This is a genomic window from Microcoleus sp. Pol12B4 (genome assembly GCF_036701385.1).
GTDB lineage: Bacteria > Cyanobacteriota > Cyanobacteriia > Cyanobacteriales > Microcoleaceae > Microcoleus.
The window spans coordinates 1-16,079 of record NZ_JAUBQR010000154.1 but is presented as its reverse complement, the minus strand read 5'-3'; the positions used below and the strand labels follow the sequence as shown (position 1 = coordinate 16,079).

Annotated in this window: 11 protein-coding genes and 1 tRNA gene; 4 read left to right on the top strand and 8 right to left on the bottom strand. The window is 47.4% G+C overall.

What is annotated here, in order from left to right; translation table 11 throughout:
- Window positions 1-6: 6 nt before the first annotated feature.
- Together QUA38_RS19880 and QUA38_RS19875 are read right to left on the bottom strand one after the other, a co-directional pair.
- On the bottom strand, window positions 7-1,725 hold the full coding sequence (locus QUA38_RS19880; protein WP_333164790.1) for an ATP-binding protein: 1,719 nt from the start codon (window positions 1,723-1,725) through the stop codon (window positions 7-9).
- Window positions 1,726-1,742: 17 nt separating this feature from the next.
- Entirely contained in the window at window positions 1,743-2,159 is a 417-nt protein-coding gene (locus tag QUA38_RS19875) for a hypothetical protein (RefSeq protein ID WP_333164788.1), read from the bottom strand.
- A 173-nt stretch (window positions 2,160-2,332) separates the two neighbouring features.
- On the opposite strand from QUA38_RS19875, the gene QUA38_RS19870 reads away from it, so the two are divergent.
- From QUA38_RS19870 to QUA38_RS19860, 3 genes are all read left to right on the top strand, one after another.
- Window positions 2,333-3,379: a M42 family peptidase gene (locus tag QUA38_RS19870; RefSeq protein WP_333164786.1), complete on the top strand. Its 1,047-nt coding sequence runs from the start codon at window positions 2,333-2,335 to the stop codon at window positions 3,377-3,379.
- A gap of 87 nt (window positions 3,380-3,466) precedes the next feature.
- Window positions 3,467-3,539, top strand: a tRNA-Glu gene (locus QUA38_RS19865).
- Between the two features lie 270 nt (window positions 3,540-3,809).
- Window positions 3,810-4,862 carry a hypothetical protein gene (locus QUA38_RS19860; protein WP_333164785.1) on the top strand — a complete coding sequence of 351 codons (1,053 nt, stop codon included), beginning with the start codon at window positions 3,810-3,812 and terminating at the stop codon, window positions 4,860-4,862.
- Window positions 4,863-4,996: 134 nt separating this feature from the next.
- On the opposite strand, the gene QUA38_RS19855 is transcribed toward QUA38_RS19860, so the two are convergent.
- From QUA38_RS19855 to QUA38_RS19830, 6 genes are all read right to left on the bottom strand, one after another.
- Window positions 4,997-6,145 (bottom strand): beta-glucosidase, encoded by a 1,149-nt coding sequence (locus QUA38_RS19855; protein WP_333164783.1) that lies wholly within the window; start codon window positions 6,143-6,145, stop codon window positions 4,997-4,999.
- A gap of 144 nt (window positions 6,146-6,289) precedes the next feature.
- On the bottom strand, window positions 6,290-8,173 hold the full coding sequence (locus QUA38_RS19850; RefSeq protein WP_333164781.1) for a glycoside hydrolase family 2 TIM barrel-domain containing protein: 1,884 nt from the start codon (window positions 8,171-8,173) through the stop codon (window positions 6,290-6,292).
- 212 nt (window positions 8,174-8,385) lie between these two features.
- The gene (locus QUA38_RS19845; protein WP_333164778.1) at window positions 8,386-8,742 is read right to left on the bottom strand and encodes an STAS domain-containing protein; all 357 of its coding nucleotides are present in this window, start codon (window positions 8,740-8,742) and stop codon (window positions 8,386-8,388) included.
- Between the two features lie 104 nt (window positions 8,743-8,846).
- Window positions 8,847-10,097: a UDP-galactopyranose mutase gene (gene glf / locus QUA38_RS19840; RefSeq protein ID WP_333164776.1), complete on the bottom strand. Its 1,251-nt coding sequence runs from the start codon at window positions 10,095-10,097 to the stop codon at window positions 8,847-8,849.
- 123 nt (window positions 10,098-10,220) lie between these two features.
- Complete coding sequence (locus QUA38_RS19835; protein WP_333164774.1) at window positions 10,221-11,522, bottom strand: glycosyltransferase family 1 protein; 1,302 nt, start codon at window positions 11,520-11,522, stop codon at window positions 10,221-10,223.
- An 836-nt stretch (window positions 11,523-12,358) separates the two neighbouring features.
- The gene (locus QUA38_RS19830; protein ID WP_333164772.1) at window positions 12,359-13,396 is read right to left on the bottom strand and encodes an aldo/keto reductase; all 1,038 of its coding nucleotides are present in this window, start codon (window positions 13,394-13,396) and stop codon (window positions 12,359-12,361) included.
- A gap of 768 nt (window positions 13,397-14,164) precedes the next feature.
- Here QUA38_RS19830 and ltrA point away from each other — a divergent pair.
- A complete protein-coding gene (gene ltrA, locus QUA38_RS19825) occupies window positions 14,165-15,982 on the top strand; it encodes a group II intron reverse transcriptase/maturase (RefSeq protein ID WP_333164770.1) in 1,818 nt (605 codons plus the stop codon).
- Window positions 15,983-16,079: the final 97 nt, after the last annotated feature.

The window sequence follows — 16,079 nt, the reverse complement described above, 5'->3', positions numbered from 1 at the left end:
TGGGTTTTAGCACCTGCTTGTACGTCCGGTGAGGCTGGCCACCACCGCCACTAACTCAGCAGCATCTACGGGTTTGGTCAAATGCATCTGAAAACCTGCTAATAGTGCCTGCTGACGATCGTCATTCCGGGCATAAGCCGTCAGCGCGATCGCGGGTAGCCTACCGCCCCGCTGCGCTTCAAGTTGACGCAACTTGCGGATCAGCGAGTAGCCATCCTCATCCGGCATCCCAATATCGCTCACTAAAACATCGGGGCTGCGATCGGTTGCGGTTTCGATAATGGTCAAGGCCTCCTTGACCGACGCCACAGCGATGACATCAGCACCATACTTTCCGAGAATCGTGCTCAGCAACTCTAGCGCATCAGCCTCGTCCTCTACCACTAAGATTTGTAAGCCTTCAAGGGTCGGCGAGGTCTGAAACCTCCCATTCGCCTCGACGAGCGAGTTTAATGGCTCTGGAGCGCTGGGTGGTAGATGGATAATCATCACGGGCAGTTTGACTGTAAAGGTCGTCCCCTGTCCTATCCCTGGACTCACTACCGTTACAGTCCCGCCATGTAATTCAACTAATTGACGCACAATGGCTAACCCTAAACCCAACCCCCCATAACTGCGAGTGGTCGTGCTGTCGTGCTGGCTGAAGCGATCGAAGACAAACGGTAGAAAGTCCGAGCTGATGCCTGCCCCAGTATCGCTGACAGTAATTTCAACATGGGAATTAACCCGCTGCAAACGAATCTGGACTCGCCCGTCTTTAGGGGTAAATTTAAGGGCATTAGAAAGTAGATTCCACACAACTTGCTGCAACCTATCGGCATCACCCAAGAGCGGGCCGGCTTCAGAATCGAGCACACTTTGCAGGCGAATAGACTTTGCCTCAGCCGCCAATTGTACAGACTCAATCGCCGATTCAATCACCGGCAGGAGGTTGACAGGACGGACTCGGAGGCGCAGTTTACCTGTGATAATGCGAGAAACATCGAGGATGTCTTCGATGAGCTGGGCTTGAGACTTCGCGTTTCGCTCGATCGTCTCCAAAGCCCGCGCCACCTTATCCTCACTCAGGTTTTTCTGCCGTAACATCGTTGACCATCCTAAGATCGCGTTGAGAGGAGTTCTGAGTTCATGAGAAAGAATCGAGAGAAACTGATCCTTGGCACGGTTGGCGGCCTCTGCGTCTGCCCGAATTATTTGTTCACGCATCAATAATTCGTCTTTGGTGTGGTTAGACGCTTCCAGTTGGGCAGTGCGTTCCTGCACCCGTTGCTCTAGCTCCACATTAATCGCCTGGATACGGCTGCGACTCTCTTCTAGTTCCTGGTTTGTAAGGGCGAGTTGGGCTGGACTTGGCGCATCAAGCGCCACTGGAATTAAGGGAATCAGTAAAAAGGTAAACGTATAGAAAGACCAAACACCAGTGACAGCTTTGATCAGTCCTGAAACCCAATAAATGGGGTGCCAAAGTGTCACTATTTCCATCAGGTGCGTCGTGCCACATAAGGCAAAGATAAAAAAGAAACCCACCAGCAGCATCACCGTCTGGGCAGGCAGATCCTTACGCTCATTTGTAAAGTAAACAATGGCAACCGCCACCGAGTAATAAGCGAGGGTAGTCAAGGCATCTGACGTTAAGTGCAGCCAGACTAACCCCGGTTTCCAGAGGTAACAATGCCCGTGAGGAATAAAATTATTAGAAAAGAAGGTGCTCAAGAGGTCAGGCATATTAGTTTACGGCACTGTCAAGTTAATTTAGGGGGTGTCATCAATTCAACCAGATGACCGCAGCAGCCAGAAGAATCGCACGCCGGAAAGTTCACCGCCCTAGGGTGATAACGCGTCGCGATTGCCTGATACTGCTTGAGCTTGGGGAAAAAGTTCTCAATCAAATGACGGGCTTTGTACAATTGAGCATCGTAAGTTTCCAGGGTCTTGCAATTGCGGCGAGGTGAAATCACGGTGGTCTTCCCCTCGGCATTGAGGCGGTCAATCACACGCTGATCTGGATCATAGCCCTTGTTAGCCAGCAGTGTATCCGCCACCCGTAACGGCAGCAGTTGGTCGGCTCCTGCTCGCGTCACCAGTTTGTCGGGGGGTGAGGTGAAACCCCAACGGATTGTCCAACGCATCCACGCGATCGCATGAATCTTGTTACTCAATCGCCCTTTGCTGCCTCCAATTGCTTCATTCCTACGCTCCTCAAAAAGCTCAGCAGAAAGATGTTTCTTTCAAGTGGGAAAATGCCTGAATTAAAACTAAGTGTACCGCCGGGAAATAGTGGGTAAATGTGCTTTAATATGTCAAAATTCGCTCCTAAAAACGAAAATCAAAAATGTTAGAGTATGATCGCCTGTTCCAAACAATCGAAGAATTAGTAATGCTGCACTCACCCAGCGGCGCGGAATCGGAAATTAACCAGCGGTTGATGGAAAAATTCGCCGCCCTGGGAGTGAATGCTTGGGTCGATCGCGCGGACAATGCGATCGCCCTAATTAAGGGCCGCAATCCCGAAAAGTCGATCGCCATTACCGCCCACAAAGACGAAATTGGCGCCCTAGTTAAAACAATAGGCGAGAGTGGCCGCGTGGAAGTCCGCAGATTGGGCGGCGCATTTCCTTGGGTTTACGGCGAAGGCGTGGTGGATTTGCTCGGAGACAAGCAAACAATTAGCGGCATTCTCAGCTTCGGTTCCCGCCATGTTTCTCACGAATCTCCTCAGAAAGCTCAGCAGGAAGATGTTTCTTTAAAGTGGGAAAATGCCTGGATCGAAACTAAGTGTACCGCTGAGGAATTAGCCGAGGCCGGAATTCGACCGGGCACGCGGATGGTAGTGGGAAAGCACCGCAAGCGCCCGCTGCGGTTGAAGGACTGGATCGCGAGCTACACTCTGGACAACAAGGCTTCAGTGGCGATTTTGCTGGCTCTGGCGGAATGTTTGAAAGAGCCTGCAGTGAATGTTTATTTGGTAGCGTCGGCGAAGGAGGAGGTTGGGGCGATCGGAGCTTTGTATTTCACCCAGCGCCAGCCGTTGGACGCGCTGATCGCTTTGGAAATTTGCCCTCTGGCGCCGGAATACCCGATTCGTGACAGCGAAAACCCGGTTTTGCTGGTTCAGGACGGCTACGGAGTCTACGATGAAGGATTGAACGCCCAATTGCGCGCAGCAGCCGCAGCAGCCGATGTAGAGGTGCAGTTGGCGGTAATTAGCGGTTTTGGAAGCGATGCTTCGATCGCCATGAAGTTCGGCCACGTAGCCCGCGCCGCTTGTTTGGCTTTCCCCACCCAGAACACCCACGGCTTTGAAATTGCTCATCTCGGAGCGATCGGCAATTGCGCCGCCATCCTCAAAGCCTACTGTGACGAGCTTTGGGACGACTAGAAAAAAAACTTTCGCAAAGTAGTTGACAGATTGGGAAAGATTAGTTAAGGTAATAAAGGTGCGGAACACAAGCAAACGCAACGACGCGCCCCCATCGTCTAGAGGCCTAGGACACATCCCTTTCACGGATGCGACGGGGATTCGAATTCCCCTGGGGGTATTGAAAATTTAAGTCTAATATCAAACTGATATCTAGTATATGGGGTGGGCATTTTGCCCGCCCTTATTGCTATTAGGACTTACGCACGGGTAGCCAGAAACCGGGTTTTTGCTCAGAAGAGGCGTGACAGCCCGCAGCCACGGCAAAAACCGGCTTTATTTAGTTTGGTTCCTGGTGCATCTTTGAGCGATTTACCCCGGATTATTGAGCGGATACATAGGCTCAATATAGTTGAACACTTAGACAGCTAATAGCAGCAAAGGGAGTGCGATGTACATACCGGTTACTTTCGACCACAGCGGCATCCAAAGGAACGAAGCAATAGAAATAAAAGTCAGAAACTTTAAAGACTTAAACTTACAGGAAAGACATATTGAAGAGTTCTTACGCAAAAACATTAATTTGCTCTTTGGGGATGACCAAACTCTTCTAGTTGTAGGTCAACAAGTTCGTAATGCGAGTAACGGGATTAGCGACCTGACTGCCATTGATGCAGATGGCAATATTGTTCTAATCGAGATTAAACGCGACGTACAAGACATCAAAGCCAGAAAAGAACCTTTTGAATTTCAAGCTATCAGGTATGCCGCCAGTTATGCCAAAATTTCGACACCTGAATCCCTTGTAGAATTGGTCTATAGCTCGTATATAGAGATCCACAAAGATGAGTATGAATTAGGTGATTTGACCTCTAGTGAAAAAGCGAGACAAGAGTTGAATAAATTCTTGTCAAGCAATGACGCACTCAAAACCTTTAACAAAAAACAACGAATAATACTTATAGCCTCATCCTTTGATGAGCAAACCCTTTCTGCTGTTGCTTGGTTGATTGCAAATGGGGTAGACGCCATCTGTCTTAATATCACTCCTGTTTTTATAGGACAGCAAGGTTTTTTGAGTATGGAGAAAATTTTGCCTCCGGCACAACTGGATGATTTTTACGTGGGTTTAGCCGGAGGAGGTTCTACAATCAAGGGAGAAATTATATCCAGTGCTTCTGCCATTGAAAGAACTTTTCTACCTCGAATGGACAAGTTGTTTGATTGGCAAATAATCAAAGCTGGCGATTACCTTGAGATTAAAACATTTGAAAGCTCTGAAGCTATAATAATTGATCCTACATTTGTCAGATTTAATGGGGAAGAAATCTCCTATAATAAGTGGGGAAAGAAAGTTACTGGTTGGTCTTCTATAAATATTTATGAATGGGCAAGGCTTAGTTCGATTAAGAAGACATTACATGAACTAAGGATGGAAAAAATGGCAGAGTTGGAAGCAAAAGCCAGTCAAGGTGAAAAAGTTCAAAACGAAGAGGTTGGATAGATTACATACAAAATTGTGAGAAGGGCTCTTAGAGCGTGTCCGCTCGATCGATCGAAATTCCTGTAGTAGGTTGGGTTTAACTTAGTGAAACCCAACAACAGTTGATGTTGGGTTTCATTATTATATAACAATCATCAATCCTGCGACTTCAGCAAGGGTTCAATCTGCTGCCTTTGAAACTGCAATTCATCCGCCAAAGGCTGGTAAATTTCCCGATCGCCCGATTCATTGCAATAATCCCACAAACCATTGTAACAGTGCCTGTCGTCGTCCCAACCCGGATGGTTAACAATCGGATACAAGCAGATTCCCTCGATCGGAACTCCTGCTTTCATCGCCGCCATTACCTCGGTGCACACATAATTAAACCAGACAGGTCTAAAATCGTCTTCAGTGCCTGTTTCTGCTACGAATAAGGGGCGACCGTAGCGCTCAAACACTTCTTGCAGCATTTCGCGAAACGGGCGGTACAGCGGATCGGTGTATTTCATGGGCTCTTCATTGTGAATCCACTGATTGCGATCGTAATAATTCACCCCAATAATATCGAGATATTTTTCCTTGCCGCCGAGTTCCGGGCGAAAGCGTCCAGCCAACATATCCCAAGCTTGATATTGAGATAAGCGATAACCTTCCGCCGCGTCCCGATCCTCCGGTTTTTCAGGGTCAGCAATAATGTTAATTGTGGGGTCGATTTGAACGATGCGGGTGCGGGGATTGACTTCCCAAACAGATTCTATCGCTGCGATCGCAGCTTTGATTAACTGGATTTTTAGCTCGTCTCCACGCCCTTTCGCAAACGGATTGATGTAGGCAACATCGCCGCCGGCCCAAGCAATAAATGAAATTTCATTGACAGGTGTCACGAAAGGTGTTTGGTCGGTTTCCTCAGTTAGCACTTCCATAAAAGCGCGCACCATGTTTGCAAACCTGGACACAAATTCGGGGCTGAAAATATCAATATCGTCTGGCCAGCCATAGTGAAACAAATCCCAAATTACCTGCATTTTCATGTCGCGGGCGGCCCGGATAATTGGCAGGGAACTGGAAAAATCGTATTTTCCGGGTTTCTGTTCAATTAAGTGCCAGCGGAGGCCTTCGCGGACTGTATAAATGCCTTGTTCCTGCAAGCGTTGGTAGTCTGCTGCTGCAAATTTATCGTGACCGGTGGCGGCTGTGACATCGAGGCGTTTTCCAGATTGCACTCTGTGGGTGGAACATTCAAATCCGCCCATGAAAAAACTTTGAAACATCAATCGAATGGGTAATGGGTCATTGGGCATTGGGCATTAGGCATGGGGCATGAGGCATTGGGCATTGGGTATTAGGAATTTAGAAATTGGTAATTGTTAGCAATTAACTAATAACTAATAACTAATAACTAATAACCGATCCCCCATGCCCCATGCCCCATGCCCCATGCCCGATTAGCACTGAGTAATAGCTTGCGGCTGTGAACTTTCTTCGGGAATATCCCAGCCGAGAGTTGCCGCAGCCATCGTCTCTAGGGGAAATTTGGGAGTGCGATCGGCATACAGCAAACCGTTAGCTTCTTGGAAAGTATCAGTTAACTGCGTGTAACAAAATCCGCTGAACATTTCCACTCGGTTTACCACCTTCAACAGCGCGGTGTAGCGCCTTTGCAGTTCCTGGGTGTCCGACGCGCGCACGTAGCCCCAAACCCTGTAAAAATCGGGGTTTTCGCGACCGGCGCAGGCAATGCCGCCGAATTCTGTCAGCATCATCGGCTGTCCTTGGTGCGGGTGGCCGTCGAGGGTGAGGACTCGCCCGCCGGGACGCCCGCGATCGAACAAATCGGCTAGCTGGACTTCGGGCCCGTAGCGTTTGGCTAGGGTTTGCGGGTTGTTGTCGTAGTCGTGAATCGCCAGAATGTCGGTATCGATGCTTTCCCAGCCGTCGTTACCGATGACGGGGCGAGTCGAATCGAGGGTTTTGGTCAAGAAATATAGCGCTTGCACGTAGTTGCGGTGGGCTGCCGCTTCGACTAAATTCGGAACTCCCCAAGATTCGTTGAACGGCACCCAGACTACAATACAGGGGTGGCTGGCGTCGCGGTCGATGACTTCCGTCCACTCCCGCGTCAGCCGTTGTACGGCTTTGGGAGTGAAGCGGTAGGCGCTGGGCATTTCTTCCCAAACTAAGAGCCCCAGCACGTCAGCCCAGTACAAAAATCGCGGGTCTTCGATTTTTTGGTGCTTGCGGACGCCGTTGAAACCCATTGCTTTGACTAATTCGACATCGTGCCGCAAAGCTTCGTCGGAAGGGGCAGTCATCATGGTGTCGGGCCAGTAACCTTGGTCGAGCACCAGTCGCAAATAGTAGGGGCGGCCGTTGAGCATGAAGCGATCGCGCTGGATGCTGACCGTCCGCATGGCGGTATAAGATTTAACCTCGTCGAGCAATTTGCCGTCTGCCCACAACTGCACTTGAGCGTTGATTAATGTCGGCTTTTCGGGACTCCACAGCAATTCGTTGCGGTAGTCGTCGATACCAGGGTCGGAGAGGGCGATACGGCGGTGGATTTCGCCGTTGAGGACTTCGTAGGTGTCGTTGACCAGCAGCAAACAGCCGATCGACAGTTTAACTTTAATCTGGATTCCCGACTGGCGATCGCCCGCGACAAACGCTTCAAAACCAATTTCCCAGCGTTCAAACTGGGGAGTCCAGCGGATGCGCTCGATATAAGTGTGAGGCACCAATTCTACCCAGACTGTCTGCCAAATACCAGTCGTGCGCGGATACCAAATACTATGTGGCTCTATTTGCCAGTCTTGTTTGCCACGCGGTTGCTCCAAATCTTGCGGGTCGTCCTGGGCCCAGACGGTCACCCGCTGCAGCCCGTTGAGGTTCACAACTGCTGTAATGTCTGCGGTGAAAGGAGTGTGTCCGCCTTCGTGTTCGATGACAAACTGACCGTTCACCCAGACGCGGGCGCGGTAGTCTACGGCCCCAAAGTGGAGGAGAACTCTGCCTTCTGTGTGGGGTACGTCAAATTCGCGTTCATACCAGCAGTTGGCGTGAAAATTCGTGTCGCCGATCCCGCTTTTTGCGGATTCTGGAGCAAACGGCACTTCTATAGTGTGAGTCCACTCCGAAATATCGATCGGCTGCACACAGCGTCCGCCGTCATCATAAGCAAATCTCCACTGACCATTGAGACAGATCCAGTTGCTCCGGCGCAGTTGGGGGCGCGGATAACCTGTTTTCCGTCCTTGAACTGTCACCTTACTATCAAGAGTTGCAGACTCTTCTATCTCGCAATTTTCTAGTTCTCTACCTAACCAACTCATCGGCACATCTACCCAAAGTTATATTTATAGGTTAGCGACAATTACCCTCACTTTGACAAGTTTTTTGCTAATTAATTTGCAAAAGTTCTGCCATTAAAACAGCCTCATCTGAAAGCTCTGTTGTGCTGAAGTCATTAGTCAGGAGAAGGAACAATAAACCAGGAATAAAAAACCAGGAAGATTTTTCCTATCCCCCCTCTCCCCCTCTCCCTCTAGCTAGCAAGACTTTGCAAACCTCCTAACGGTTCAGTTGGCTCACTTTTGAGATAAAATTCTTCCGCAAAGGGCAAACAATGAAATATTTGCTGTAGTCCCGTGAGTTCAAATAGAATTCTCACTTGTTCGCTCATGGCAGATATCAAGAGTATACATTGGCTGTCTCTAACTAATTTCACGATCGCCACTACAGCCATTAACTCGGAATTTTTTAGGAAATTTATTTTTGAGAAATCCAGCATAAGAATTTTCCCACCGCTTTCTATTAGACGCTGTATTTCTTTTTGAAAGTGAGCAAATTGAGAATTTTCCAAAACCTCATGAGACAAAACAATTTTAACTAGAACGTTCATTTTTACCTCAATTCTTGTTTGAATTATTAAATAACTTTTGATGAAAACTGAGTAAGGTGCTCCGGGGGCACCTTACCTTTTTACGAGGAACTCGCAACTTCCAACTACTTGGTAGCAGATTTGCCGTTGCCGTTGCCATTGCCATTGCCGTTGTTGACAACAGCGACTTCTAGAGAAGCTGCGGCGGCTGGGCGAGGGGCAGATCCATTCGAGGAGCTAACATTAGAGGCAGAAGCGTTAACATTTTCTACCAATTCAATCACCGGCTTGGTAGTAATTTGTGTGTAAGTTGTCAGAGCTTGAGCGACCACTTGATCCATGTTGTAATACCTGTAAGTCGCCAGCCTTCCCACGAAAGAAACTCCCGGAGTTGCATCAGCCAAAGCCTTATATTTCTTATAAATTTCGGCATTTTCGGGACGTGGAACTGGGTAGTAAGGGTCTCCCTCAGCTTGGGGATATTCGTAGACAATGCTAGTTTTTAGATGCTCTTGTCCGGTCAGATATTTAAACTCGGTGCAGCGAGTATATAAATGCTCGTTGGGGTAATTTACCACCGGTGCTTCTTGGTGTACGGGTACGTTCAGCGTTTCGTGCTTGAATTCCAAGGAACGGTAAGGAAGTTTGCCGTAGCAATAATTGAAATAGGAATCGACAGGCCCGGTGTAAATCATTTCTCCGTAAGGGATAAAACCCTCAATCTCCCGGTAGTCGGTATTCAGCATCACCTTGATGTTTGGGTGAGAAAGCATCTTTTCAAACATCCGAGTGTAGCCGTGCAGGGGCATTGCTTGATAGGTATCGGTAAAATAGCGATCGTCCCGGTTAATGCGAGTGGGAACGCGGGCAATCACTGATTTGTCGAGTTCCGACGGGTCCATTCCCCACTGTTTGCGGGTGTAGTTGCGGAAGAATTTCTCGTAAAGTTCGCGACCGACTTTGCTGACAACGACATCTTCGGAAGTGCGAATGTAATCCTTTGGTTCTGCTACTTTCGCGAAGAAATCTTCTACTTCAAATGACGTAAGATTCAGTCCGTAAAGTTTGTTTACGGTATTGAGGTTGATCGGAATTGGCAGCAGTTGACCGTCAACGCTGGCGAGGACCCGGTGTTCGTAAGGCCGCCACTCGGTGAACCGCGAAAGATACTCGAAAACTTGGCGCGAATTGGTGTGAAAAATGTGGGGGCCGTATTTGTGTACGAGGATGCCGTGGTTGTCGTAGTGATCGTATGCGTTGCCGCCGATGTGGTTGCGGGTATCAATTATCAGGACTGTTTTTCCGGCCTCATTTGCTAGTCTTTCGGCAATGACGCTACCTGCAAATCCGGCTCCGACGATTAAATAGTCAAACATTGAAACACCTCTGAGTGTGGGTAAGGGTAAGGAATAATTGGTAATTGGACATACAGCGAGGAGTGTTGAGTGTTAGTTTTTGAATCCGTAAAGTGTAACTCTTTAACTTCAACCTCAACATTCCTAACTTAAAACTTTCATCCGGCCTTCTGCTTTCTGCCGTTTCTCGTCGATCGCACTTTCGATCAACCCCAGCATTTCGCCCCAGGTATTGTCCCAGGAATTGTCTGCTAAAAAGGCGTCTACTTCACTCAGCCACTTGGTGCGAACGTCCGAACTTTCGCTGAGGATTTCTTCGGCACAAGCAACGAATTCTTCAGAATTGCTAGCAATCCGAACCAAGCCGTTTTCTCCGTAGGGCCGCACCACGTCGCGGATAGGAGTAGAAATTACAGGTTTGCCGGCCGCGAGGTATTCTGGAGTTTTCGTCGGACTAATAAACTTAGTCGATTCGTTAATCGCAAAAGGCAGCATGGCGATATCCCATCCGCCAAGATACGCTGGCAGTTCTTGATAAGATTTGCCACCGAGATAGTGGATATTTGGATGAGTTGGGAGAGTTGCCGGATCGATTTTTACCACCGGGCCAATGATGACTAAATGCCAGTCCGGCTTTGCTTGGGCAATGCCCGCTAGCAATTCGATATCCATGCGTTCGTCTATGACGCCATAAAATCCCAAACGCGGGTGAGGAATGTCTTTTTGATCCGCCGATTCTTCTGAAAGATTCCTGGCTGTCGCAAAGTGTTCTTTTTCGATGCTGCTGGGGAAGGGGTGAATGTTTGGGTGCTGGTGCTGTTTGGCTTCGTAAAGGTTGTGTCCCCCGGTAAATACTACGCTAGCGCGCTTTAATAATTGGTTTTCATTGGCTTTTAAATCGGGGTGCGCGCCTTGGAATGCTGACAGTTCATCCATGCAGTCGTAGACTACAGCTAGCGGTTTTAAGTGGCTTGTGAAACTGACAGCCATTGGTGTGTAATACCAGAGGATGTACTGGCTAATTTCTGCAGCTCGAAACAAATCATCTAGCATGGCTTGCTGAGCAGTTTGTGCTGTTGCTTCGCTGATTCCTTCGCTCAGGTGGGGTACTATTATCCAAACTCCGCTTTCGTGGATGCTGACATCAAGCCACCAATCTGTAGCCGCGCTAAACACAGGTTCTTCTACAAAGAATACGCGACGAGTTTTGGCACAGCGACTCAAGAGATGTTGCGGACGCTGATAGACAAAATTCCACCGCAAATGGGACAGGCAAACTAAATCTGGTGCATCTAAAGCCTCAGTTTTTGATAAGTTGGCGCGCAATGCGGGCGAGGCAGCGAATTGAGAGGGCGATTTGGCTGGATCTATAGAGGTAAATCGGATCTCCCATGCTCGATCTTTATTGCTATAATTATTGTTTACTGAGTTTTCTGGGGGCGACATATTAGCCTCTGGAATTTGTCAATGAAAATTTGTCCGTTAAACTTGGTCAATAGGATATATTTCTCAGCAGTGTCTTACTGAAAGTGGCAAGCATAAATCTGAGAACTTTTATTGACGAGCAAGCGCCGCATTCAGTGAGCCAAACAAAGAAACTGTTTAGCAGCGGAAAAAACAGGCTTATCTGCTTTTTTCTGAATTGAAAGTTAGAGATAAGTTAATATTGTTAGACTTGCTATTGTTGTTAAATGTAACCCAGTTTTTCTGCCCTAACTTCTATCTGAAGGATGACTTTTATCTCAGGAGACACCTAGCTTACACGCTGGCTTCCAAAGCCCTTAAAATGCCGATCGACCTTGTAAAATGACTCTTAACTGGCAGGTACAGGGTGAAAAAAGAGCGAGTTTTATTGCTTTATTTGAACATGAGAGAAAATTTGCCATCAAGTGTATGTTGCTTTTTGATTTGACAAACCTTGCTTTTTTTTAACTCATCCGATCACTAATTTGGTAAATTTGTATCCTAATATACTAAGTTGCGCCCGAGATTTCTGACTTCCGATAGATTAACAATTGACAGTTTATGCTGTGAGGTTAAACTCACCGAACAGCACCTGTCTCAACAATACCAAAGAAACCAGGCAACCGCAAGGATAAACCTAAGATTTTGCGCGAGTCTGTGGCAAGAAACCAAGGTGATGACATTTCCGCTGTGGGCGTCAGTTTAACCTCCCACCCACAGCACAAATGTCAATCATCCCTCTAAGGGCGGGTTCGGCGATATCTGCAATCAATGGCAAAATATCCACCTAAATCCGCGACTAGAAAATAGCAGCAACTTTACAGTCGGCGGCGGTCAATTTTTGCCAGTCCCCCTCCAAAGGCAAAATCTTGCACCGTCGAACTCTTTAAGAAATCGTGAGGAAATCCCAATTCAATTGCACTTACTTTGTCTAACTGTTGCATTTGTTCGGGAGTTAATTCAAAATCCAAACAAGCCAGATTTTCCTGAAGTTGCGAGACTTTGCGCGAACCCACAATCGGAATAACTTCGACTGGCTGTTGTCGCAGCCAATTAAGGGCTACTTGAGAAGCAGGTTTGCCAATTTCGGCTGCTATTTTGCTAACTTCGTCAGCAATTTTGAGGTCTCGTTCGTTAATTTTTCCCGATTCAGGTGAATTCAGCCGTTTAGCTTCGCTGGCTGTTTCTGAAGTGTTGTATTTTCCTGTCAGCAAACCGGCTGCTAGGGGACTCCAAGCTGTGACGCCAATATCAAAGGCTTTTGCCATAGGGATCAAGTCCCGTTCTGGAGTTCGCTCTTTTAAAGAATACTCGATTTGCAAGCCGATAAATGGTGTCCAACCGCGCAGACTGGCGATCGTATTTGCTTGAGAAATAATCCAAGCCGGTGTATCGGAAATGCCGATATAAAGAACTTTGCCGGCGCGCACCAAATCATCAAAAGCGCGCATTACTTCTTCGACTGGTGTGGTAAAATCCCAAGCGTGCAGCCACAGCAAATCTATGTATTCAACTTGCAATCGCTTCAAACTTGCCTCTACTGCTTGCACCATATTTTTGCGGTGGTTGCCGAAACCGTTGATTTCGCCATTCTTCATGTTGAGGCTATACTTAGTGGCAACTACCCATTTTTCGCGATCGCCTGAGATGAACTCACCGACATATTTTTCGCTAGTACCGTTGGTGTAGAGATTCGCGGTATCAATGAAATTGCCGCCCGCTTCTGCAAAGGCGTCGAACATTTTCCGGCTTTCGTCGTAGGAGCTCCCCCAACCCCACTCTTCCCCAAAAGTCATGGTTCCTAGGCAGATTTCGGAAACGCGAAGTCCGCTGTGACCTAGTAGTTTGTATCTCATGTCACCCTTCCGCTAGTTAATGGTTGTTAACAGTTTAGATCGGGATTTCGCAAACTGTTGCCATCAGTCGGGGTGGTGGGTTTTACGGGGCCTTAGCGCTGTGCTTAAGTGCGATTCGTTCAGTCGAAACCGAGAAATCGGGGGATGACTGGCTTCTACAGGGTAATCCATGAGGATTGAGTTCGCACTTTAATCCCTTGTAGATGACAACTTCATGACCTTGCAGGTGAGCGTTAGTATCCTAGAAAACGGTAAGTCCTGCCCCTCAGACGTAGAGGTGAAAGCCTATCTCCCACTGTAGAGACTAGCCATCAATCGGTGAAGCGGAGATAAAAGCGGAAAGAACTACTAGCCTAAAAGTGGTATCCCGTGAGCAAGTTCCTATGGATAGCGAAAGCGAAGTCACTGCCTGAATCACCGTTACCGCGAACCAGCGAAATAAGGCTTCACGCGCTGGGAATCCCAAAAGGGTAGAGAACAAGGTGGTATGAGGATTTGACTCGACGTACCTACGTTACCTAAAAACTCGGTGAAAAGGTGACATCCTAACGGAACAAACCAATGGTTATGAGGAACGAAGTAACCCACCTGATTACTCTCGGAGAGGTCGAATACTTCGAGCAGTCAGCTAAGACGAAACATCTGGATTTCCAGGTAGCAGGTGGTAGAGATTGAGTCAGAAGCCAACGCCTCACTGTAATGATGAGGATATGCTAACGGACTCACGGTAATACGGATGATATAGCTACAAGTAGCAATAAAAATGTCATGAACACGGCATTAAAACCGATGTATGAATGGAGCGATATCAACTGGCGAAAGCTAGAACGTAACGTCTTCAAGTTGCAAAAACGGATATATCAAGCGTCTAATCGTGGTGATGTCAAGCTAGTACGCAGACTCCAAAAACTGTTGATAAGCTCTTGGACAGCAAAAGCATTAGCGGTTCGTCGGGTAACTCAGGATAATCAAGGTAAGAAGACGGCAGGTGTGGACGGTATTAAATCGCTGACCCCAAAGCAACGTCTCGCCTTGATAAATAAAATTAGACTGGGTTCTAAGGTCAAACCAACACGCCGAGTTTGGATACCCAAACCAGGGACAGATGAGGAAAGACCTTTAGGAATACCGACAATGGAAGACCGAGCTTTGCAAGCGTTAGTCAAACTGGTGTTAGAGCCAGAATGGGAAGCGCGATTTGAACCCAATTCATACGGGTTTAGACCTGGGCGCTCATGCCACGATGCAGTAGGAGCAATATACTGTGCGGTACACAATAAATCCAAATACGTGCTGGATGCCGATATTAGTAAATGCTTCGACCGCATTAACCATGATGTACTTCTCTCAAAATTGAATACCTATCCAACCCTACGGAGACAAATCCGAGCTTGGTTAAAAGCTGGTGTTATGGATAAAAATAAGCTGTTCCCAACTAATGAAGGTACACCACAGGGCGGGGTGATTTCACCTCTACTTGCTAATGTCGCCTTACATGGGATTGAGGAATTGATTATGGGTTTAGCCCCAAAATTCGACATGAAGCGACCCGACAACACTCAATTGAGTGTAAGAGATAAGCTGAAATCGATTTCATTGATAAGATACGCAGACGATTTTGTAATCCTTCATGAGGATTTAGAAGTCGTCAAACTGTGTAAGTTAGAGATAGAGAAGTGGTTAAATGGCATTGGGTTAGAATTAAAACCGAGTAAGACAAGATTAGCCCACACCCTGAACAAGTTAGAAAATGAACAGCCTGGATTCAACTTCCTAGGCTTCAACATCAGGCAATTCCCTGTTGGAAAACACAATTCAGGAAAAAGAAGTAGGGGCGGATTACTGGGATTTAAGACTATTATCACCCCCAGCAAGGAAAGTCAGAAGAGGCACTACAGAAAAGTTGCAGAAGTAATAAACAAGTTGCGTGGCTTAAGTCAAGCGACTTTAATTAAGAATCTCAATCCTATTATAAGGGGTTGGTATAACTACTTCTCAACAGTCGTCAGCCAGAAAGTATTTGAAAGGCTGTGGCACTTAGTGGTTTGGAAGCTTCTCAAATGGGGTCGTCATCGTCACAGGAACAAAGGTAGAGGGTGGATACGCCTTAAATACTTCAAAACCGTAGAAGACAATAACTGGGTGTTCACAACCGGAGAGGGTAACAATCCTCCAAAGCTAATACAACATAGCTACACGGAAATAAAACGCTATGTAAAGGTAAAAGGAAAATCATCCCCCTACGACGGTGACTGGTTATATTGGAGTTCAAGAATGGGAGTACACCCCGAAATACCTGCGAGAGTGGCTAAACTACTCAAGCGTCAAAAAGGGAAATGCGCTCACTGCGATAACTACTTTAAGGATGGAGATTCGATAGAAGTTGACCACATCATCCCTAAATCGAAAGGTGGAAAGGAATCTTATGATAATTGGCAGCTACTCCATCGACATTGCCACGACACAAAGACCGCCAATGATGGCAGTCTCGGTAACAAATCTAGCTGTAAAAGTGCTAAACCTAAGCCACCAGTGGAACCAAGCCTTTGGGTTTGGGAAAATGATATGTTGGTAATGACGTACTGATGACAACAGCCGTTTTATTGAGGAGCGGAATGATGGGAAACTATCACGTTCCGTTTTGGAGAGCAGTGGAGGGGGCGACTCCTTCACTGACTTTAAT